This window comes from Bradyrhizobium oropedii, assembly GCF_020889685.1.
Taxonomy (GTDB): domain Bacteria; phylum Pseudomonadota; class Alphaproteobacteria; order Rhizobiales; family Xanthobacteraceae; genus Bradyrhizobium; species Bradyrhizobium oropedii.
The window spans coordinates 25,036-44,572 of the sequence record NZ_JACMYO010000059.1; the positions used below are offsets into that span (position 1 = coordinate 25,036).

The 19,537-nt window shown below is 63.1% G+C and carries 15 protein-coding genes, 2 tRNA genes and 2 pseudogenes; 15 read left to right on the forward strand and 4 right to left on the reverse strand.

The window, feature by feature from the left end; genetic code table 11:
• The first annotated feature begins 67 nt into the window (after positions 1-67).
• The 5 genes and pseudogenes from H8A95_RS18400 (at position 68) to ggt (ending at position 6,204) form a co-directional block, all read left to right on the forward strand.
• Positions 68-367, forward strand: coding sequence for a BA14K family protein (locus H8A95_RS18400; RefSeq protein WP_229184397.1), 300 nt, complete (start codon positions 68-70; stop codon positions 365-367).
• Positions 368-514: 147 nt separating this feature from the next.
• Entirely contained in the window at positions 515-1,999 is a 1,485-nt protein-coding gene (locus tag H8A95_RS18405; RefSeq protein WP_233287100.1) for an amino acid permease, read from the forward strand.
• 247 nt (positions 2,000-2,246) lie between these two features.
• Positions 2,247-3,821: a porin gene (locus H8A95_RS18410; RefSeq protein ID WP_229184399.1), complete on the forward strand. Its 1,575-nt coding sequence runs from the start codon at positions 2,247-2,249 to the stop codon at positions 3,819-3,821.
• A 297-nt stretch (positions 3,822-4,118) separates the two neighbouring features.
• Positions 4,119-4,406: pseudogene (locus H8A95_RS18415) on the forward strand (amino acid permease C-terminal domain-containing protein); the annotation flags it as partial.
• 61 nt (positions 4,407-4,467) lie between these two features.
• Positions 4,468-6,204: a gamma-glutamyltransferase gene (gene ggt, locus H8A95_RS18420; protein ID WP_229184400.1), complete on the forward strand. Its 1,737-nt coding sequence runs from the start codon at positions 4,468-4,470 to the stop codon at positions 6,202-6,204.
• 65 nt (positions 6,205-6,269) lie between these two features.
• On the opposite strand, the gene H8A95_RS18425 is transcribed toward ggt, so the two are convergent.
• A complete protein-coding gene (locus H8A95_RS18425) occupies positions 6,270-6,605 on the reverse strand; it encodes a hypothetical protein (protein ID WP_229184401.1) in 336 nt (111 codons plus the stop codon).
• A 577-nt stretch (positions 6,606-7,182) separates the two neighbouring features.
• Here H8A95_RS18425 and H8A95_RS18430 point away from each other — a divergent pair.
• From H8A95_RS18430 to H8A95_RS18460, 7 genes are all read left to right on the forward strand, one after another.
• Entirely contained in the window at positions 7,183-9,657 is a 2,475-nt protein-coding gene (locus tag H8A95_RS18430) for a penicillin-binding protein 1A (RefSeq protein WP_229184402.1), read from the forward strand.
• Positions 9,658-9,868: 211 nt separating this feature from the next.
• Positions 9,869-10,069, forward strand: coding sequence for a hypothetical protein (locus H8A95_RS18435; protein ID WP_229184403.1), 201 nt, complete (start codon positions 9,869-9,871; stop codon positions 10,067-10,069).
• 187 nt (positions 10,070-10,256) lie between these two features.
• Positions 10,257-10,330 (forward strand) — tRNA-Gln (locus H8A95_RS18440).
• A gap of 134 nt (positions 10,331-10,464) precedes the next feature.
• A complete protein-coding gene (locus H8A95_RS18445) occupies positions 10,465-10,779 on the forward strand; it encodes a hypothetical protein (protein ID WP_229184404.1) in 315 nt (104 codons plus the stop codon).
• A 163-nt stretch (positions 10,780-10,942) separates the two neighbouring features.
• On the forward strand, positions 10,943-12,175 hold the full coding sequence (locus tag H8A95_RS18450) for a hypothetical protein (protein WP_229184405.1): 1,233 nt from the start codon (positions 10,943-10,945) through the stop codon (positions 12,173-12,175).
• 71 nt (positions 12,176-12,246) lie between these two features.
• Positions 12,247-12,332: transfer RNA gene (locus H8A95_RS18455), tRNA-OTHER, on the forward strand.
• Between the two features lie 309 nt (positions 12,333-12,641).
• Positions 12,642-13,097, forward strand: coding sequence for a GNAT family N-acetyltransferase (locus H8A95_RS18460; protein ID WP_420839421.1), 456 nt, complete (start codon positions 12,642-12,644; stop codon positions 13,095-13,097).
• Between the two features lie 5 nt (positions 13,098-13,102).
• On the opposite strand, the gene H8A95_RS18465 is transcribed toward H8A95_RS18460, so the two are convergent.
• Genes H8A95_RS18465 through H8A95_RS18475 form a run of 3 tightly spaced genes read right to left on the reverse strand, consistent with a single transcriptional unit; the run spans position 13,103 to position 18,033 of the window.
• The gene (locus tag H8A95_RS18465) at positions 13,103-13,663 is read right to left on the reverse strand and encodes an invasion associated locus B family protein (RefSeq protein WP_420839422.1); all 561 of its coding nucleotides are present in this window, start codon (positions 13,661-13,663) and stop codon (positions 13,103-13,105) included.
• Between the two features lie 57 nt (positions 13,664-13,720).
• Positions 13,721-16,867 carry an efflux RND transporter permease subunit gene (locus H8A95_RS18470; RefSeq protein ID WP_229184406.1) on the reverse strand — a complete coding sequence of 1,049 codons (3,147 nt, stop codon included), beginning with the start codon at positions 16,865-16,867 and terminating at the stop codon, positions 13,721-13,723.
• The gene (locus H8A95_RS18475) at positions 16,864-18,033 is read right to left on the reverse strand and encodes an efflux RND transporter periplasmic adaptor subunit (protein ID WP_229184407.1); all 1,170 of its coding nucleotides are present in this window, start codon (positions 18,031-18,033) and stop codon (positions 16,864-16,866) included. The genes H8A95_RS18470 and H8A95_RS18475 overlap by 4 nt, the downstream gene beginning before the upstream one ends.
• 182 nt (positions 18,034-18,215) lie before the next feature.
• Here H8A95_RS18475 and H8A95_RS18480 point away from each other — a divergent pair, with 182 nt between their 5' ends.
• The 3 genes and pseudogenes from H8A95_RS18480 to H8A95_RS18490 form a co-directional block, all read left to right on the forward strand.
• Positions 18,216-18,677: a MarR family winged helix-turn-helix transcriptional regulator gene (locus tag H8A95_RS18480; protein ID WP_229184408.1), complete on the forward strand. Its 462-nt coding sequence runs from the start codon at positions 18,216-18,218 to the stop codon at positions 18,675-18,677.
• A gap of 114 nt (positions 18,678-18,791) precedes the next feature.
• Positions 18,792-19,031 carry a hypothetical protein gene (locus tag H8A95_RS18485; protein WP_163152689.1) on the forward strand — a complete coding sequence of 80 codons (240 nt, stop codon included), beginning with the start codon at positions 18,792-18,794 and terminating at the stop codon, positions 19,029-19,031.
• Between the two features lie 244 nt (positions 19,032-19,275).
• Positions 19,276-19,537 (forward strand): annotated as a pseudogene (locus H8A95_RS18490) (TonB-dependent siderophore receptor); the annotation flags it as partial.

Here is a 19,537-nt window from a genome sequence, read left to right on the forward strand (position 1 = left end):
CAAGCCCGGGCACGAGGGCGTTCCTGCTACCCAGGGCAATTTTCAATTGATGCATCGGAGAGGTCATATGGCCGGGCTCAAGGCCGTTGCAGCCGCCGTGCTGCTGGTGGGAATGACGTTCACGCCGGTGGCGGCCCAGATATCGGAGCCGGCACTTTTTGACGCCCAGAATCCGGGGCGGAGTGCGATCAACGGCGGTGCTCTCACGCCATGGGGCGAGGCGCAGGCGGCGCAGCGCAGCGGCAACCCGGAGAACGCCTACGGCGCCATCCCGCCGGCACCGTCCTCTTGCGCCCGTTATCGTTCGTTCGACCCGGCGTCCGGCACCTTCCTTGGCCGCGACGGTCGCCGTCATCCCTGCCAATAGGGGCGCGGTACCCCGGTTGGTGGTGGATAAGGGCTCCGGCCGTCGCCATCCGCGCGAACGACCTGACGTTGGGCGCGTTATAGTCCACTGATCGCGTCGGGTCCCGCCGGGCCCGAGCGGCGGAGGGCATCTGGCGTGACGGACACCCTGGCTGGCTTCTGGGATCGAAAGTCGACCTCCGAGCTGTTGCGGGAGGCGGCACGGGCCGACGGCGACGCGGAGACGCCGGTCTTCAAGCGCTCGCTGTCGGCGTTGCAGCTGGTCACGCTCGGCATCGGCGGCATCATCGGCGCCGGCATCTTCGTGCTGACCGGGCACGCGGCGGCCGCCAATGCCGGTCCCGCCGTCACGCTCTCCTTCATGCTTGGTGCCGTCGCCTGCGCCTTCGCCGGCCTGTGCTACGCCGAGATGGCGTCGACCGTGCCGATCTGCGGCAGCGCCTACACGTATGCCTATGCCACGCTCGGCGAACTGATCGCATGGATCATCGGCTGGGACCTGATCCTCGAATACGCGGTCGGCGCGATCGCGGTCTCGGTCGGATGGTCCGGCTATTTCGTCAGCTTCATGCGCGATTTCGGCATCAATCTGCCGCAGCAATTCACCTCGGCGCCGCTCGCCTACGACGCCAACAGCGGTGCGTGGTCGTCGACCGGTGCGGTGGTCAACATCCCGGCGATGGCGATCATCGCCTTCGTCACCGCGCTGCTCGTGGTCGGCATTCGCGAGTCCGCGCGCTTCACCAGCTTCGTCGTCGTGGTCAAGCTCGTCGTCATCGCGCTGTTTCTCGCCACCGCGGCCTCCTCGGTGACGCTCGCGAACTGGGTGACGTCGAGCAATCCGGAGGGCTTGCTGATTCCGCCGAATGCCGGTCCGGGCGTGTTCGGCTGGTCCGGCGTGATCCGTGGTGCAGCGGTGGTGTTCTTCGCCTATATCGGCTTCGACGCAGTCTCGACTGCCGCACAGGAAGCGAAGGTGCCGGAGCGCGACATGCCGATCGGCATTCTCGGCTCGCTGGTCGTCTGCGCCGCGCTCTATGTCGCGGTCGGCTTCGTGCTGACCGGTATCGTGCCGTATGATCGGCTCAGCGTGCCCGATCCGATCGCGGTCGGTATCGATGCCGTTGGCATCGGTTGGCTCGGTCCGTTCATCAAGCTCGGCATCCTGTTCGGACTGACATCCGTGATCCTCATCATGCTGCTGGCGCAGCCGCGGATCTTTCGCGCCATGGCGCATGACGGGTTGCTGCCGGGCTTTGCCGCAAAGATCCATCCGCGCTTCCGGACTCCCTACGTCTCGACCGTCTTCTCCGGCACCATTGCCGCGGTCCTCGCGGGCCTGCTGCCGATCGGGCTGGTCGGCGAACTGGTCTCGATCGGGACGCTGTTCGCGTTCACGGTGGTCTCGATCGGCACGCTGGTGCTGCGCGTGCGCGATCCGGAACTGCCGCGGCCGTTCAAGGCGCCCGCAATTTGGCTGGTGGCCCCGGCGGCCGCTGGAACCTCGCTGTTCCTGATGTTCGGCCTGCCGCTCGACACCTGGATCAGGCTCGCGGTGTGGCTGGTGATCGGGCTTGTGATCTATGCGGCCTATGGTCGACGTCACAGCCGGCTGCGAGCGAGCGGCGCATAAGGCCGCGTTCCCAAGCCCGTCCATCGCAGCGGTCGACCCGGCTGCCTCATTAGCTCATTAGCAGAGCTGATGAGGCCTATCAGAACAATTCGTAAGGCCCCGGTACATCCATCCGCTAGGCTGTTTTCGCGCTTTCAGAATCGGTGAGGAATGGGCGGACCCTCGGGGCATTGGAGGGTGTGTCGAAGGCGCTGAGCGACCGAGCGATCCGTGGCCTTTCCTGACATACGTGAACTTGGGGGTTAACATGAAAATTTCGAACAGCTTTATCCTCGGCTCGGTGGCGGTTCTCGTCGCAGCCGGGGGAGCCAAGGCGGCCGACCTTCCGGTCAAGGCCAAGGCGATCGAGTATGTGAAGGTTTGCTCGCTCTATGGTCCAGGGTTCTACTACATCCCGGGCACCGACACTTGCATCAAGCTGGGCGGCTACCTGCGCGTCGACGTCCTGGCGAACTCGAACATTGACAACACCGGCAACACTTCGGGCGCCGCTGGCGCGCGGAACCGCTTCACCAACGGCTACACCTGGCGTTCGCGTGAAGACCTGAACATCGATACGCGCACTGCGACCGAGTACGGCGTGGTGCGCACCTTCTTCGATGCGACGTTCAACTGGACCTCGGACACCTACGCCGGCAACGGCGTTGGCGGCACCGTCTATTCGCCGATCGCCGGCGTTCAGGCGCCGAACAACGCCAATACGGGTGCGGTTGCGGCTGGTACGGTCGGCGTCTACTACGCCTTCATCCAGTTCGCCGGCTTCACCATCGGTAAGGCGGTCTCGCAGTTCTCGGCTCCGTGGGCCAACTATCCGGGCAACAACTTCGACGGTCTCGTCGGCGGCGGCGGCACGGTCACGGGTGTGAACCAGTTCACCTACACCGCTGAGTTCGGCAACGGCGTGTCGCTGTCTCTGTCGGCTCAGGATCAGACGGCCTACTATCAGGCTGGTGTGGCCAATCTTGGCGCCCTCAGTCCGATCGGCGCCGCTATCGGTGCCACCGGTCCTTTCGGCGCGAGCGACTATGCCGGCACGATTGCTCCGGACTTCGTCGCGATGCTGCGTGTCGACCAGGCTTGGGGACTGTTCCAGGCTTCGTTCGCGGCGCATGATAACCATGCGGCTTACTACGGCGGCACTGAGTTGACCGGTCATCCGGACGACAGGTGGGGCTGGGCTGGTCAATTGGCCTTGTCGATCAAGAACATCCCGACCGGACCGGGCGACACCATCAACATGCAGGGTGTGTATACGGACGGTGCGACCCGCTACAACATCCAGGACCTCGCCGGTTCGGCAGGCCAGAATACCATTTTTGGCGGCACCAATCTGGCTGGCGCCTATCAGAGCGTAGGGTTCGGCGTTGCGCCCGACTCGGTGTTCGCGACCGGAACACAGCAGCAGCTGGTTAAGACCTGGGGCTTCCGCGGTGCATACGTGCACAACTGGAACCCGTACTGGAACACGTCGATCTACGGTGCTTATGCGGCTGTTATGTACAACGACACGGCCAAGACGCTCATCTGTGGTGTTGGCGGCGTCGGTGGTTCGCTCCGGAGCGCACTTAATCCCGCGGGCGGCGGAGCTGCTATGACTACCTGCAACCCCGACTACAACATCGCGCAGATCGGTACGCAGACCCAGTGGACCCCCGTCAAGAACCTGACCTTCTCGGCGGACTTGACCTACACCCATCTGGATCAGAAGAGCGCAGGTACAGTCGTGGCGCCCAGCACTCCTATCGGCAAGCCCGCAGCTTTGTACGAGCTGAAGGACCAGAATACGGTCCTCCTGCTCCTCCGCGCTCAGCGCAACTGGTGAACTATCGCGGTTCGCGAGAGATCGCTTCGGAAAGTTGAGTTTTCAAACGTCTCATTGACCACAACCAAAAGAGGTGTTCCTTCCATCTTCAGTACGACCTCCGAAGCCTCCGGCATGCCCGCCAGGGGCTTTTCTCCGCCGTGTGCGCCCATCGCGACGCGATTGATGATTCAGCGGGCGGCGGCGTGATTTGATGATCCAGCGTAGCCCGCATGAGCGAAGTGATATGCGCGGATCTGGGCCCAGATTCGGAGCGAATCCCGGATGTCGCTTCGCTCATCCGGGCTACGAAGACTGCTGCTGCCGATCGGACTGGTCGGCGAACTCGTCTCGATCGGCACGCTGGTGCTGCGTGTGCGCGATCCGGAACTGCCGCGGCCGTTCAAAGCGCCCGCAATCTGGCTGGTGGCCCCGGCAGCCGCTGGAACCTCGCTGTTCCTGATGTTCGGCCTGCCGCTCGACACCTGGATCAGGCTCGCGGTGTGGCTCGTGATCTACGCGGCCTATGGCAGACGCCACAGTCGGTTGCGGGCAAGCGCTGAGCGGGGCGCTGCGCCTATAGTGCGCAAGCGAGCGGCCTGCTAGATGTACGCGTTGAGATAGCACCGCAAGCCGCGACAAGTCGGCATTCCCCGGGGAGGCTCCCATGCAAAACTCAACAGCGCACGCGCGGTGGATGGTCGCCGCGATTGTTTCGGTCGGCCTCATGTCGGCGGTGCCAGGTCGCGCGGCATCGGTCGCGCCGGTCGCTGCCGAGAACGGCATGGTGGTCTCGGCGCAGCATCTCGCAACGCAAGTCGGCGTCGAGGTGTTGAAGCGGGGCGGCAACGCCGTCGATGCGGCGGTTGCGGTCGGCTACGCGCTTGCGGTGGCCTATCCCGCCGCCGGCAATCTTGGTGGCGGCGGGTTCATGACCATCCAGCTTGCCGACGGCCGCAAGACCTTCCTGGATTTCCGCGAGACCGCGCCGAAGGGCGCCACCGCCAACATGTATCTCGACAAGGACGGCAACGTCGTCCCCGGCCTGTCGACCAAGGGACATCTCGCCGTCGGCGTGCCGGGCTCGGTGGCCGGGATGGAATATGCGCGCGAGAAATACGGCACGATGAAGCGTGCGGACGTGATCGCACCGGCGCTGCAGCTCGCCGAGGACGGCTTCGTGCTCGACCAGGGCGACGTCAGCATGCTGCAGACCTCGACCAAGGATTTTCAGGACGATCCGGCCTCGGCGGCGATCTTCCTGAACAACGGCAAGCCGTTCCAGGTCGGCGAGCGGCTGACGCAGCACGAGCTTGCCGAGACGCTGCGCGAGATCAGCAAGCGCGGCACTGACGGTTTCTACAAAGGCTGGGTGGGCGCGGCCATCGTCGCTTCGAGCCAGGCCGGCAAGGGACTGCTGACGCAGGAGGATCTCGATAATTACAAGGTGCGCGAGCTCGCGCCGGTCGAATGCGATTATCGCGGCTACCACGTGGTCTCGGCGCCGCCGCCGAGCTCGGGGGGCGTTGTCATTTGTGAGATGCTGAATATCCTCGAGGGCTATCCGCTGAAGGAGCTCGGCTACCACTCCGCGCAGGCGGTGCATTACCAGATCGAGGCGATGCGCCACGCTTATGTCGACCGCAACAGCTATCTCGGTGATCCCGACTTCGTGAAGAATCCGCTCGACCGCCTGCTCGACAAGGACTATGCGGCGAAGATCCGCGCTGCGATCGATCCGGCCAAGGCCGGGGTGTCCAAAGACATCAAGCCCGGCGTTCCGCCGCACGAGGGCAGCAACACCACGCATTATTCGATCGCCGACAAGGACGGCAACGCGGTGTCGGTCACCTACACGCTGAACGACTGGTTCGGCGCCAAGGTGACCGCGGCCAAGACCGGTGTGCTGCTCAATGACGAGATGGACGACTTCACCGCCAAGGTCGGCGTGCCGAACCTCTATGGCCTGGTGCAGGGGGAGGCCAATTCCATCGTCCCGGGCAAGCGCCCGCTGTCCTCGATGAGCCCGACCATCGTGACCAGGGACGGCAAGCCGGTGATGGTGTTGGGCACTCCGGGCGGTAGCCGCATTATCACGGCCGTGCTGCTGACAATGATCAACGCCGTCGACTACGGCATGAACGCGCAGGAAGCCGTCGACATGCCGCGCTTTCATCAGCAGTGGCTTCCGGAGCTGACCAACCTCGAGGACTACACGCTGTCGCCGGACACGCGGAAGATCCTGGAAGGGATGGGCCACAAGTTCGCTCCGCCGCAGCCGGCCAATCACCTCGCGGTCATCGTCATCGGCGCGCCGGCGCTCGGTGGTGAGCCGGTCGGCAACAACCGCTTCTATGGCGCGAACGATCCGCGCCGTAACTCGGGGCTCGCTAGCGGCTACTGATTGTCGTTGCATGATCGCGTGGTGGCGGCCGGGCAGGGCCGCAGCGGGCGAAAATCGGTGGTGCCTCAGGCGACGGCGCTCGACCTGCCGTCGTCGTGCCCGCTCGTCAGCAGCAGGCGCCGGCGGATCGCGTCCTCGACCAGGGCCAACGACTGCTTGGCTTCACGCGCCTCGGCTTCGGCGGCCTGGGCCCGGAATTCAGCCGCATCGAGCTGCTCCTGCTGGGACTCGATGCGCCGCCGGGCTTCTTCGAGCGCCCGCGACGCATCCCTCAGCTTGCGCTCGGTGGCAGCGATGATTTCGAGCTGCGCCTGTTCGGCAGCCTCGGCGCGGGCTTCCCCGGCGCGGGCCCTGTCCTCGATACTGCGGAACAGGTCCGCCGCCTGATAGACGAGGTCCAAGGCTTCCGTGCCCATGGCCGACGTGGGCGGTCTTGGAAATCCGAGTACGGTCTGGTCGACCGCAAAAGGCCGTTTAAATCCGCGCAGTGCCATGGAAATCAGCCCGTCGCGAGTTGCGTGTATGCCAACAACTTGCGGTAGTTATAGTTAACAAATCATTGATCCGGTGGGCGCCGCGGCACTGTCCACCGGTTTTCTGGTGGATGATTGCCCGCAACGGCAGCCGGGTAGGGAAAGCGTCGGTCCGTCCAGCACTTTCCTTTCGCAGCGCGCCCTCGGCGCAAGCACGGCGATCAAGGGGAGCAGGATTCGGCGAGGCGTGCGCGAATCGAGCGGCGCTATAGCGCATGGTGGACGCAGCCGCGCCCGGGGGCTCGCCAGGCCGGGCCAGGCCGGGAAGGTCTGCTGATTTGGCTGCGCGCGCGAGCCGGGCTCTATGGCATAAGTTTGACGCCTGGCGCGCTTTAATTATCCGGTGCTGAATTGCAGGTCACGGGAGCGACCGATATACCGGGCGGCCTAAGTGGCACGCAGCGCGCTCAGAACGAGCGACGTATTCGCCACGGAAATCTGGTCGATGAAATTTCTGTTGCGGTTCTTCGGGTTCCTGTTCACCGCAGGAACCATCCTGTTCCTGGCTGGTCTGGCCGCCGTCGCAGGACTGTTCTGGCATTTTTCCAAGGATCTGCCCGACTATTCGCAGCTCCAGAACTACGAGCCGCCGGTGATGACCCGCGTCCACGCGGCCGACGGTTCGCTGCTCGGTGAATTCGCCAAGGAGCGCCGGCTGTACCTGCCGATCCAGGCAGTGCCGAAGCTCGTGATCAACGCCTTCCTCGCCGCCGAGGACAAGAATTTCTACGAGCATGGCGGCATCGATTATACCGGCATGGCGCGCGCCGGCGTCTCCTACGTCCAGAACTTCGGTTCCAATCGTCGTCCGCAGGGCGCCTCCACGATCACCCAGCAGGTCGCCAAGAACTTCCTTTTGACCAACGAGGTGTCGTTCAGCCGCAAGATCAAGGAAGCCCTGCTGGCGATGCGAATCGAGCGGGCCTATTCCAAGGACAAGATCCTCGAGCTCTATCTCAACGAAATCTATCTCGGCCTCGGCGCCTACGGCATCGCGGCGGCCTCGCTGGTCTACTTCGACAAGTCCGTCAATGAACTGACGGTCGCCGAAGCGGCCTATCTGGCGGCGCTGCCGAAAATGCCGGCCAGCCTGCATCCGGTACGCAACCATGCGCGCGCCATCGAGCGCCGCAACTACGTGATCGACCGCCTGCAGGAGAACGGCTGGATCAGCGTGGCCGACGCCGACAAGGCGCGCAAGGACCCGCTGACCGTCACCAACCGCAGCAACGGCGCGCACACCTTCGCCGGCGAATATTTCTCGGAAGAGGTCCGCCGCGACATCTTCGAGCGCTATGGCGAGAAGAAGCTTTATGAAGGCGGCCTGTCGGTGCGCACCACCCTCGACCCCAAGGTCCAGGTGATGGCGCGCAAGGCGATGGTGGCGGGGCTCGTGAACTATGACGAGCAGCAGGGTTATCGCGGCGCGATCCAGAAGATCGATCTTTCCGCCGACTGGGGCGTGCCGCTCGCCGAAATCAAGTCGCTCTCCGACATCTCGCCGTGGCGAATGGCTGTTGTGCTCGAGAGCAACGACCAGTCGGCGCGGATCGGCTTCCAGCCCGGCCGCGAGCTCGGCGGCGCCATCAGCAAGCAGCGCGAGACCGGCATCATCACGATGGACGGCGTGCGCTGGGCCAGGAGCAAGGGCAAGACGCCTACGGCGGTCTCGCAGGTGCTGCAGCCCGGCGACGTGATCTATGCCGACCCGCTCTTCAAGGACGGCCGCGCCATCGAAGGCCAGTACCGGCTGCGCCAGATCCCCGAACTGTCGGGGGCGATGGTGGCGATGGATCCGCATACCGGCCGCGTGCTCGCGATGGTCGGCGGCTTCTCGTTCGACCAGAGCCAGTTCAATCGCGCCACGCAGGCCTACCGGCAGCCCGGCTCGACGTTCAAGCCGATCGTCTATTCGTCGGCGCTCGACAACGGCTATACCGGATCGACCGTCATGATCGACGCGCCGATCGAGATCGACCAGGGGCAGGGCAATGTCTGGCGCCCGGAGAACTTCTCGACCGGCAAATATCAGGGCCAGGTGACGCTGCGCAACGCGCTGCGCCTGTCGCTCAACACCGTGACGGTGCGGCTCGCGCAGGAGATCGGCATGCCGCTGATCGGCGAGTATGCAAAACGCTTCGGCGTCTATGACGAGCTGCCGAACTATCTCGCCTATGCGCTCGGCGCCGGCGAGACCACGGTGATGCGGATGGCCACGGCCTATTCGATGATCGCCAATGGCGGCGTCCGCGTGAAGCCGACCCTGATCGACCGCATCCAGGACCGCTACGGCCACACCATCTTCAAACACGACCAGCGCGAATGCCGCGGCTGCGACGCGCCGGAGGGCTGGAAGAACCAGCCCGAGCCGCAGCTCGTCGACCGTCGCGAGCGGGTGCTCGACGCGATGTCCGCCTACCAGATCACCTCGTTGATGGAGGGCGTGATTCAGGCCGGTACCGGCACGGCGCTGAAGGACGTCGGCAAGCCGCTCGCCGGCAAGACCGGCACCTCGAACGAGGCCAAGGATCTCTGGTTCGTCGGCTTCTCGCCGGACCTCGTGGTCGGCCTCTATGTTGGCTACGACAAGCCGCGCTCGCTCGGCCGCAACGCGCAGGCCGGTCACACCGCGGCGCCGATCGCGCGCGACTTCCTGAAGCTCGCGCTCGCCGACAAGCCGGCCACCCCGTTCAAGCAGCCGGTCGGCATCCGGCTGGTGCTTGTCGACGCCAAGACGGGCCTGCGCGCCTCGTCCGGTCAGAAGGGCGTGGTGCTCGAAGCCTTCAAGCCGGGCCAGGCGCCGCCGGCCTATGATTCCTCGTTGGTCGCCGGCACCGACGTGATCGACGGCACCCAGCAGCCGATTTCGCCGGATGCGGATCGGGCCGTGATGCGATCAGGGACGGGCGGGCTGTACTGAGGCTGGGGGCCGGTACTGCGTCCGGGAGCTGACTGCCGCCGCCTGAGCCCGCGGCGGTGCGACGCTTTGTCAGAACGCCTGACGCGGCCACGGTTGAACACGCCGCCTGCGCGGCCGACCAAATTGAGTGCTCCGATCAGACAAGCCGTCGAACGCGGCATGCTTTTCGTTTCGACGGCGCGTCAGGCGCGCGTTCAGGCATGGCTCATCCGTGGTCAAGGCGCTGTTCTTCGTCGTCCGGGTCATCTGGACCGTTTTCGTGGTTGGGACGGCGACCCTGATGGGCGCGGCCCTCGGATTTGGGGGCTATGGCTGGATCGGTGCGGTCGCGCTCGGCACGGTAGGGTTTGGCATTGGAGCCCTGCTTGCGGCCAACCCTGACGTGCTCATCGAACTGCTCGTCGCGATGTGATCACCTCAGACCGACGGCTGATTGGCCGGTCGTGATTTTCACGCCGATTCGCCGCCAACAATGCTTGCCAAGCGTGGGACCAAGCGGGTAGAAGGTCGCTCGCGCGCGGGCGCTGATTTGGCAGGCGAACCCGCTGTACCGAGATGTCCAGTCATTCAGCTAAGCTGTTGATATCACGGATAATTCTTGGGGAATGGTGTAACGGTAGCACAACAGACTCTGACTCTGTTTGTCTTGGTTCGAATCCAGGTTCCCCAGCCACGTAAGTCCTTGAAAAAACTCTCTTCCTTAATTTAGCTCAGTCCACCAAACGGGCGCAAAACCCGAACAAAACCGGTCTATCGCCGGAGAAAAGTTCCGGCAAAAGTCGCACCTCATCAGCAAGGATCGCTAATGTGAGCGCCCACGATCTCACCGGGAAGAACGTTCAGCGCCGCCGCGTCGGCGACAACTGGCATTATCGTTTCGGGATCAACAAGAAGACGGTTCGAGGCGACTGCGGCACTAGCGACAAATCCGAAGCGGAAGACATGGCGGCCAAGCTCAAGCAGGGGACCCGGCAGGCTTCGCGAGCTGCGGTGCTCGCCATCACAGCGGGCGAGCCCTTCGTGCTTCGGCTTCCATTCAAGGAGCACTACATATCCAACATCGACCGCCGCGATATTCGTAGGATGCTGGAAGAACAGATCGCACGCCTCGACCCGCCGTAATGTTTCAGCATCGTATCGGCAACCACATCATGTTGTATTGGCGCGGATAGGTTCGCGCGGAAACCTGTGGGCATGCCCGGTAAGTTGGTAGCGCCGCTCGCAACCTCGGATACGCTAGATGGACCGCCCCCGTTCGTGGGTTGAGCCTTCTACGAGGGCACGAATGCACCACGTCTTTGAAGACGAACTGCAAAAAATCCGTATTCGGGACAGGCTCTCGCCAAAGGAAGCGAGGGTTCTCCTGCGGACCATCAGACACGGCGAGCAAAAGGATGAAGTGCTGGCCTACGCGGAGACTTTGGTAGTCGAGGCCGACTTCCTATCGCCGTATTCACTCCGCGCGCTGGTTCGAGCAGACATTACTGAGGCGGAAGCTGCGCGGGAAATAAAAAAGAACAAGGCGTTCTGTAATCGACTGGCTGGCCTTCTTCCGTCAATCCTTCGGCTCTTTGGTAGCCGAGATAATCTGACGGGAATTTGCAGCATGATCGACGACTGCCACCATGATTATCAGGTGACTACGATATCTCCTCGAAAAGACCGGCAAACAAGAGAGACTAGGGAGCGTTTGGCACGCGCGGTAAAGGCCAGTCTCAGTGCCGCTAAGGCGCTTGAAGAGGCCAAACGATTTCTGGATATCGAGTTTGATCGATTTGGAGAGGCCTACCGTCACCCTGAGGACAGGCCGCGCCGCCTCGAAGAACTAATTGACGAATTGAGAATGTGCTCCGGCGTTGGAGAAATTGTAAACGCGATTGTTGATGTCGCTCCCCAAGGACCGTTCAAGTCGTTGTTCCTATCTGGCAACGATGCGCGGACCACTGTTGTCGAATATGCTTATCACATGTGTACGATGTGGGACGGACCGAAATTGCTGACTACGCCCGGTTCGCAATTTGCCGACCTGTGCAGCTTCCTCTTTGAAGCGGTGAGCGGTCACGCTGAAGAAAGCCTATCTGGCGCGATCAATCGTTACGCCCGCAGCGATGAACGTAAACATTGGGATCGGGAAGGAGAGGAAGAAGACGACGAGCATGACAATTTCGTCAGCCAGAAGCGAAAAATGAGAGCGAGTCAACGCGAACTGCAACTTTACAAGGCGGTCGCGCGATATCCTGGACTTTCGCAGATGGCCAAGACACTGTTGATACTGCGGCTCAACGGTGAGGCGGATCGCTACCAAGCGACCCAGAGTGCCTATGGTCCTAACCAAGTGTACCTAGAGCAATTGAATTCTGATCAAGTTGAAGCGATGTTCACAAAAGCAATTCAAAGCTGGCGCCCAGACAAACGCGATGAGCTTTTTGAGTTTCTTGAAAGTGGATTTCCGAATATGGCTGCCTTGGATGTCAAGGTAGGCAAGACAAGGCGCGCGGCTCGCAAGTCAGGAAATTGACGGCTAGTACGACCTTCTTGCTAGTTGGCGTCAACAGAGCGGTCAGCCATTGGGCTATTGGGTTGCCTCACCGCAGCGTAGCTTAACTGGATAAAGCCCTCGGTTTTCGTCACTGTATGTGGCCGAGGCGATGCAGGTTCGACTCCCGCCGTTGCGCGTACACGCACCCTTACTGCAACAGTATGAAACTGGTTGGTCGTGCATCGGAACAACCGACAGGAACCACGACACGATAAACAGACAAGCTAAATTTACGGCAAAAGTTACGGCAAAAACGCGCGCCTCGTGATAACCCCTTGCGCGGCATGCGTTTTCTCAATCGAGTGCAACAGACTCTGACTCTGTTTGTCTTGGCTCGATCCAGGTTCCCCAGCCAATCTTGCCTCAGTGGCACGACCAACCTCTGAAATCGTCCCGAGACTGCCCGCAGCGGCATCAAGGCTGGATTAGCCCGGCGTAATCCACCATGGTCACGCGCGTGTGGTGCGGCGTGTTGCGACAGAGGTTCAAGGTGATGGACGAAATTCTCTATGCCCGCGAGTCGTCGATCGGCGTCGACGAGTTCATCGATGTGCTGCGCCAGTCGGGCCTCGGCGAGCGGCGTCCGCTCGCGGATACCGACCGGATGGCGCGCATGATCGCCCATGCGAATTTGATCGTGACGGCGCGGAAGGCGGCCAAGCTGGTCGGCGTTTCGCGCGCGCTGACCGATTTCGCCTATTGCTGCTATTTGTCCGATCTCGCGGTCGATCGGGAGTACCAGGGGCACGGCATCGGCAAGCGCCTGATCGCGGAAACGCGGCGCCTCGCCGGACCCGAGTCGATGTGCCTGTTGCTGTCGGCGCCCGACTCGATCGGGTTCTACAAGACGATCGGCATGCCGCAGCCGGACAACGCGTTCCTTCACAAGCGGGAGCGATAGCAGCGCTACTTGATCTTGTCGTAGACCGTCGCGAAGTCTGCGAGCGGCATCGGGATGCTGATGGTTTCCTTGCCGAGATTCTGGAACGAGACCTTGAGCTGCTTGCCTGATTTGAGCTGGCTCAGGACGTCGGCGGCGATCGGCGCATTGATGTAGCAGCCGCGCGCCTCGCAGGTCTGGATCGGCACATCGACGGCCTTGCCGTCGTCGACCTGCAGCTTGGCGCCGACCGGCAGGTTCAGCCCGAGCGGAAGCTGGATCAGCGCAACCGGCGTGCGGGTGTCGCCGGGGACGCGGATATTGACCAGCACGATCAGCTGTCCGGTCTTGGTGAGCACCGCGGTCTGCTCCATCGCGCATTCGAGCGGCGCCTCGCGGCTCGCGCTGGTGCAGCGCGCGATCCAACCGGTGTTGTTGGGCGATGCGGCGTCACCTTGGGGAGCGGCGGGAGCAGCTGCCGGAGCCGGCGCGGGCGTAGTCTTGCCCTTGGGCGCCTGGGCGTGGCCAAGGCCGGCCAAGCCGAACGCGGTGAACAGGACGACAAACGACTTTGCGACAATCTTCACGGTACCGGCTCCGAAATGAACATCTTTCGGATGTGCCGGTATGTGGGCAAAGTCAAGTCACTCGGCGGCCTGCTTGACCGAACCGTCTTCGCCGTCGTCAGCGTCGTGGTCGGCGCGCGGCGAGCGGCCCCAATTCGCAAACGCGTTGGAGAGCCGGTCGAGATAGAGATAGACGACAGGCGTCGTGAACAGCGTCAGCGCCTGGCTGACGATCAGACCGCCGACCATGGCGTAGCCGAGCGGCTGGCGGATTTCCGAGCCGGTGCCGGTGCCGAGCATCAGCGGCACGCCGCCGAGCATTGCCGCCATCGTCGTCATCATGATCGGACGGAAGCGGAGCAGGGCGGCCTGCCGGATCGCCGCCACCGGCTCCATGTGCTGGTCGCGCTCGGCGGCGATCGCGAAGTCGACCATCATGATGCCGTTCTTCTTCACGATGCCGATCAAGAGGATGATGCCGATCAGCGCGATCAGCGAGAAGTCGAAGCCGGCGGCCATCAGGATCGCCAGCGCGCCGACGCCGGCCGACGGCAGCGTCGACAGAATGGTGATCGGGTGGATGTAGCTCTCGTAGAGGATGCCGAGGATCAGGTAGACGACCACGAGCGCAGCCAGAATCAACAGCGGTACGGTCGACAACGATTGCTGGAACGCCTGCGCCGTGCCCTGGAAGCTCGAGCTCAGGGTCGGCGGCGCGCCGAGGTCCACCATTGCCTTCTGCACCGCTTCCGTCGCCTGGCCGAGCGCTACGCCCTGCGCCAGGTTGAAGGAGATCGTGATCGCCGGGAACTGGCCCTGATGGCTGATCGACAGCGGCCGCACCGGCACGGTGGTCCACTTCGCAAAGGTCGACAGCGGCACCTGTTCGCCGGTCAGCGGCGACTTGAGGTAGATGTTGTTCAGCGTGTCGATCGAGCCCTGCAGCTCCGGCAGCACCTCGAGGATGACGTGGTAGCTGTTGAGCTGGGTGAAATACTGCGTCACCTGGCGCTGGCCGAACGCGTCATAGAGCGTGTCGTCGATCAGCTGCGGCTGGATGCCATAGCGTGACGCGGCGTCGCGGTTGATCTTCAGCTCGACGGTGGTGCCGTTGGTCTGTTGGTCGGTGGCGACGTCGCGCAGCTGCGGCAGCGTCTGCATCTTGCTGAGGATCTTCGGCGCCCATTCGTTCAGTTCGGCAAGGTTGGCGTCCTGCAGCGTGAACTCGAACTGGGTGCGGGTCGGGCGACCGCCGAGGCGAACGTCCTGGGCGGCCTGCATGAACAGCCGGGCACCGAGCACCTTCTCCAGCTTGGGCCGCAGGCGGGCGATGATCTGCTGCGCGTTGGCATCACGCTCGTTCAGCGGCTTCAGCGTGATGAACATGTTGCCGTTGTTGCCGGCCCGGCCGCTGCCGCCGATCGCCATCGCCACCGTCGCCACGCCGGGATCCTGCATGACGATCTTGCTGAGCTCCTCCTGCTTCCCCTTCATTTCGGCAAACGAAATGTCCTGATTGGCTTCCGAGGTCGCGGTGATCAGGCCGACGTCCTGTTGCGGGAAGAAGCCCTTCGGGATGATGACGAACATGTAGATCGAGAGCGCCAGCGTCGCGAAGAAGATCATCAGGGTCGTGAACTTCCAGCGCAGCGCGACGTCGAGCGCGCTCTGATAGCCGCGCAGCATCGCGTCGAAGCCGCGCTCGCTGAGCTTGTAGAGACGGCCGTGCCGTTCCTCATTGTGGGCGCGCAGGAAGCGCGAGGCCATCATCGGGGTCAGCGTCAGCGACACGAACATCGAGACGAAGATCGTCATGGCCAGCACGACCGCGAATTCGCGGAACAGGCGGCCGATGATGCCGCCCATCAGCAGCAGCGGGATCAGCACCGCGACCAGCGAGATGCTGATCGAGACGATGGTGAAGCCGATTTCCTTGGAGCCCTTGAAGGCGGCGGCCATCGGCCGCTCGCCCTCTTCGATATAGCGGCTGATGTTCTCCAGCATCACGATGGCGTCGTCGACCACGAAGCCGACCGCAATCGTCAGCGCCATCAGCGACAGATTGTCCAGCGTGTAGCCGAATATCCACATCAGCGCACAGGCGCCGAGCAGTGCCAGCGGCACCGTCACGGCAGGGATGACGGTGGCCCAGAAGCTGCGCAGGAAGGCAAAGATCACCATCACGACCAGGAAGATGGTCAGGAGCAGGGTGAACTGGACGTCCTCCACCGCGGCGCGGATCGTGGTCGTGCGGTCGCTGATGATCTCGATCTTGACCGCCGGCGGGATAGCCGCGACCAGCCGGGGCAGCGCCGCCTTGATCTTGTCGACGGTGTCGATGACGTTGGCGCCCGGCTGCTTGAACACGACCAGGAACACGCCGCGCTTGCCGTTGGCCCAGGCGGCCTGCTTGGCGTCCTCGGGCCCGGTAACGGCTTGGCCGATGTCGCGGATCCGCAGCGGCCCGCCATTGCGGTAGGCAATGATCACGTCGTTCCAGGGCTCCGCGGTGAGCAGCTGGTCGTTGGCATAGATGGTGTAGGCGCGGGTGGCGCCGTCGATATTGCCCTTCGGGCTATCGACGGTTGCGATGTTGATCGCGGCGCGGACGTCTTCCAGCGACAGACCCTTTGCGACGAGCTTGGCTGGGTCGATCTGAACGCGGACCGACGGCTTCTGCTGGCCGCCGATGATGACCTGCGCGACGCCGGAAATCTGGCTGATCTGCTGGGCAAGCTGAGCGTCGACGGAGTCGCTGACCGTCGTCAGAGGCAGCGTGTCTGACGTCGCCGACAGCAGCATGATCGGCGCGTCCGCCGGATTGACCTTGCGATAAGTCGGCGGCGAGGGAAGGTTCTTGGGCAATTGACCGCTGGCGGCGTTGATGGCGGCCTGCACGTCATTGGCGGCGCCGTCGATTGAGCGGTTGAGGTCAAACTGGATCGTGACCGAGGCGGTGCCGAGATAACTCGTCGAGGTCATCTGGGCGATGCCGGGGATCTGCGCGAACTGGCGCTCCAGCGGCTGGGCGACCGAACTCGCCATGGTCTCCGGGCTGCCGCCCGGCAGCGTCGCGGTGATCTGGATGGTGGGGAAGTCGACCTGCGGCAGCGGCGCGACCGGTAGCAGCGGATAGGCGACGAGGCCGACGAACAGGATGCCCGCCATCAGCAGCGAGGTGCCGATGGGGAAGCGAATGAATGGTGCGGAAATTCCGTCGCTCATTCCTGCGTAACCTTCGACTGGGACGGATCCGAGCTCGCCACCGCCGTCGTCACCAGGGTTCCCGGCGAGACCTTGTACTGCCCCGCGGTGATCACCTGCTGTCCCGGCGACAGGCCCTCCTCGATCACCGACTTGCCGTCGATCGACTGGCTGACCTTGAGCTTGCGAAGCTCGGCCTTGTTCTCCTGATTGATAGAATACGCGTAAAGGCCTTCGGTGCCATGCTGCACCGCGTCATCCGGGACGACGGTGGCGTCCTTCAAGGTTCGGACCAGGAGCCGGGTCGAGACCGACTGGCCCGGCCACAGCGCATGGTCCTTGTTGTCAAACACCGCCTTCAGCCGAACAGTCCCGCTTGTCGTGTCGACCTGATTGTTGATCAGCGCCAGGGTTCCGGTGGACAGCACCCGCTTGCCGTCGGTGGTCAGCGCAATGGTCTTGGGCGGCGCCGTGGCCAGCGCCGCCTTGATATCGGGGAGCTGATCTTCCGGTGCGGTGAAAATCACCGTGATCGGCTCGATCTGGGTAATCGTCACGATGCCGGTCTGCGCCGAGGCGTTGACGATGTTGCCGATGTCGACCAGTCGCAGGCCGACGATCCCGTCGATCGGGGACTTCACGGTGGCGTAGTCGACCTGGGTCTGCGCGTTGAAGATGGCGGCGTCGTCGGCCGCGATCTGGGCCGTAAGCTGTGCCACGGTGGAGCGCTGGGTGTCGAGTTGCTGGCGCGTCGCGAACTCGCCGAGCTTGGTGTAGCGCTGCAGGTCGAGATTGGCGTTGGCGATGTTGGCCTCGTCCTGGGCCTTCTTGGCCTTGGCCTGGTCGAGCGTCGCCTGATAGGGCCGCGGATCGATCTCGACCAGCGTATCGCCTGCCTTGACGAACTGGCCTTCCTTGAAGGCGATCCTGGTGATCTGGCCGTCGACCCGGGTGCGGACCTGGACGGTGTTGAACGCCTGCACCGTGCCGAGACCGGTGAGGTAGACCGGGAAGTCCGCCTTCTCGACCGGCGAAATCTTGACCGGAACGGCCGGGCGCTGAGCGGAACGCTTCTGTGCGGCTTCGGCCGCCTGCTGGTCGCTCGTGTGTTTCTGCCAGCCGTAATAACCGGCGGCACCGACCGCAGCGATCACTAAAACCCAACCGATGGTGCGTGACTTTGACATGCGGACTCTTGGGTTCGACGTAACAATAAAGGGTGATCGAAACGGTTCACAGAGCTTGCGGATATAATATGCGTGCACTTAATGTGTAAACACACCAAGGCTTGAGAATCCTAAACATTTGGAAAGGTTTAGGCCAGAAACGAGCGGAAACATTCCGTCTCGGAAACGCACCGAGGACCCCTATGTCGCTCGATCTCAAACGCCAGTTCATTGCGCAACTCGTCGAGAGCTCGAGGCTGCTGCGCAACTATATCGATCATCGCGCCAAGGCGCGAGGGACCACGCGCGCCCAGTGGATCGTGCTCTTCCGTTTGCGTGAGCAGGAGGGGCTGTCCCAGGTCGATCTCGCCGACGTCCTCGAATTGCAGCCGATCTCGCTGGTGCGGCTGCTTGATCGCCTGGTCGAGCATGGCCTGCTCGAACGCCGTCCCGATCCCAGGGATCGCCGTGCCAATCGGCTGTTCCTGACCAGGACCGGGCGTCGCCTGGTCGACGATCTCGACAGCTTGCGCGATGCGATCGCCGGCGACGTGTTGCGCGACGTGTCGGACAAGCATGTCGAAAGCGGCCTTGCGACGCTTCGCGAGGTCAAGGATCGCATCAAGTCGCTCGGTGAGGACGCCGAGCACATCGCCGCGAAATAGCGCGCGCCTCGTCGCGCAGACTTGCTCTCCATCTGCGGCTTGTGCGACCCGGTTGAAACACGCCGGGATGTCGTCCATATCGCGCAGCGACGATGCGAGAGGATGAGGGCTGCGATGGACGAATTGAACGGGCGCATGATGGCATGCCAGATCATGGTCACCGGATTGATCGCGCGCGTCGCCAGCGAGCAGCGTGATCCGCTGCGGTTTCTCACCGACTTCCGCGACGAGATCAAAGCTGTCGTCAACGGCGTCAATATCGCCGGTCTCGACAACAGCGACCGCGTGCGCCAGGTCGCACAGCGGACCATCGACGAACTGTTTTCGCTGATGAAGCCACCAAGCGCCGAGTGATCGGGGAGGCGCATTGACGGACCCTGCACGGCGCGGCCAATGACACCGGTTTAGAACGGTAATTAGAACGCTTAAAAACTCAAGTTTAGAACGATTTCAAACCACAGATTAGAATCGCTTTGAATTGGGGCGATTCAAGCGAAGTGCGGCGCTCGTCGCATTGATAAAAAAACTCACGCTCGATAACCGAAAGAGACAGTTCGTCGCACCGCGATCTCGCGAACGAACTTGGTTTTCTGGGGGCGTGCAAGAAATGAGCAATGTGAAGGCGCCGCGATCGCTGCGCTTCGATGCAGTGGTCGGTTCGGCCAATGATACCGGTTATTCCGCGACGAAGGTCTCCGCGGTCGCGAGCCTGATCGCGGTGGCGTCGTTTTCGGGAGCCGAAGCGCAGCAATCGAATCTGCCGCCGGTCAATGTCGATGCCCCGGTCGCTCGCCCGCGGCCCGTCACGTCAAAGCCCACGTCGGACCAGGTCCGCGCCCGCAACGCACTGCGCCGCGCCG

Excerpts from the sequence above, each read along its gene's own strand:
- H8A95_RS18400 (WP_229184397.1), top strand. The coding sequence starts at position 68 with ATGGCCGGGCTCAAGGCCGTTGCAGCCGCCGTGCTGCTGGTGGGAATG.
- H8A95_RS18410 (WP_229184399.1), top strand. The coding sequence starts at position 2,247 with ATGAAAATTTCGAACAGCTTTATCCTCGGCTCGGTGGCGGTTCTCGTC.
- ggt (WP_229184400.1), top strand. The coding sequence starts at position 4,468 with ATGCAAAACTCAACAGCGCACGCGCGGTGGATGGTCGCCGCGATTGTT.
- H8A95_RS18430 (WP_229184402.1), top strand. The coding sequence starts at position 7,183 with ATGAAATTTCTGTTGCGGTTCTTCGGGTTCCTGTTCACCGCAGGAACC.
- H8A95_RS18450 (WP_229184405.1), top strand. The coding sequence starts at position 10,943 with ATGCACCACGTCTTTGAAGACGAACTGCAAAAAATCCGTATTCGGGAC.
- H8A95_RS18460 (WP_420839421.1), top strand. The coding sequence starts at position 12,642 with ATGGTCACGCGCGTGTGGTGCGGCGTGTTGCGACAGAGGTTCAAGGTG.
- H8A95_RS18470 (WP_229184406.1), bottom strand. The coding sequence starts at position 16,867 with ATGAGCGACGGAATTTCCGCACCATTCATTCGCTTCCCCATCGGCACC.
- H8A95_RS18475 (WP_229184407.1), bottom strand. The coding sequence starts at position 18,033 with ATGTCAAAGTCACGCACCATCGGTTGGGTTTTAGTGATCGCTGCGGTC.
- H8A95_RS18480 (WP_229184408.1), top strand. The coding sequence starts at position 18,216 with ATGTCGCTCGATCTCAAACGCCAGTTCATTGCGCAACTCGTCGAGAGC.
- H8A95_RS18485 (WP_163152689.1), top strand. The coding sequence starts at position 18,792 with ATGGACGAATTGAACGGGCGCATGATGGCATGCCAGATCATGGTCACC.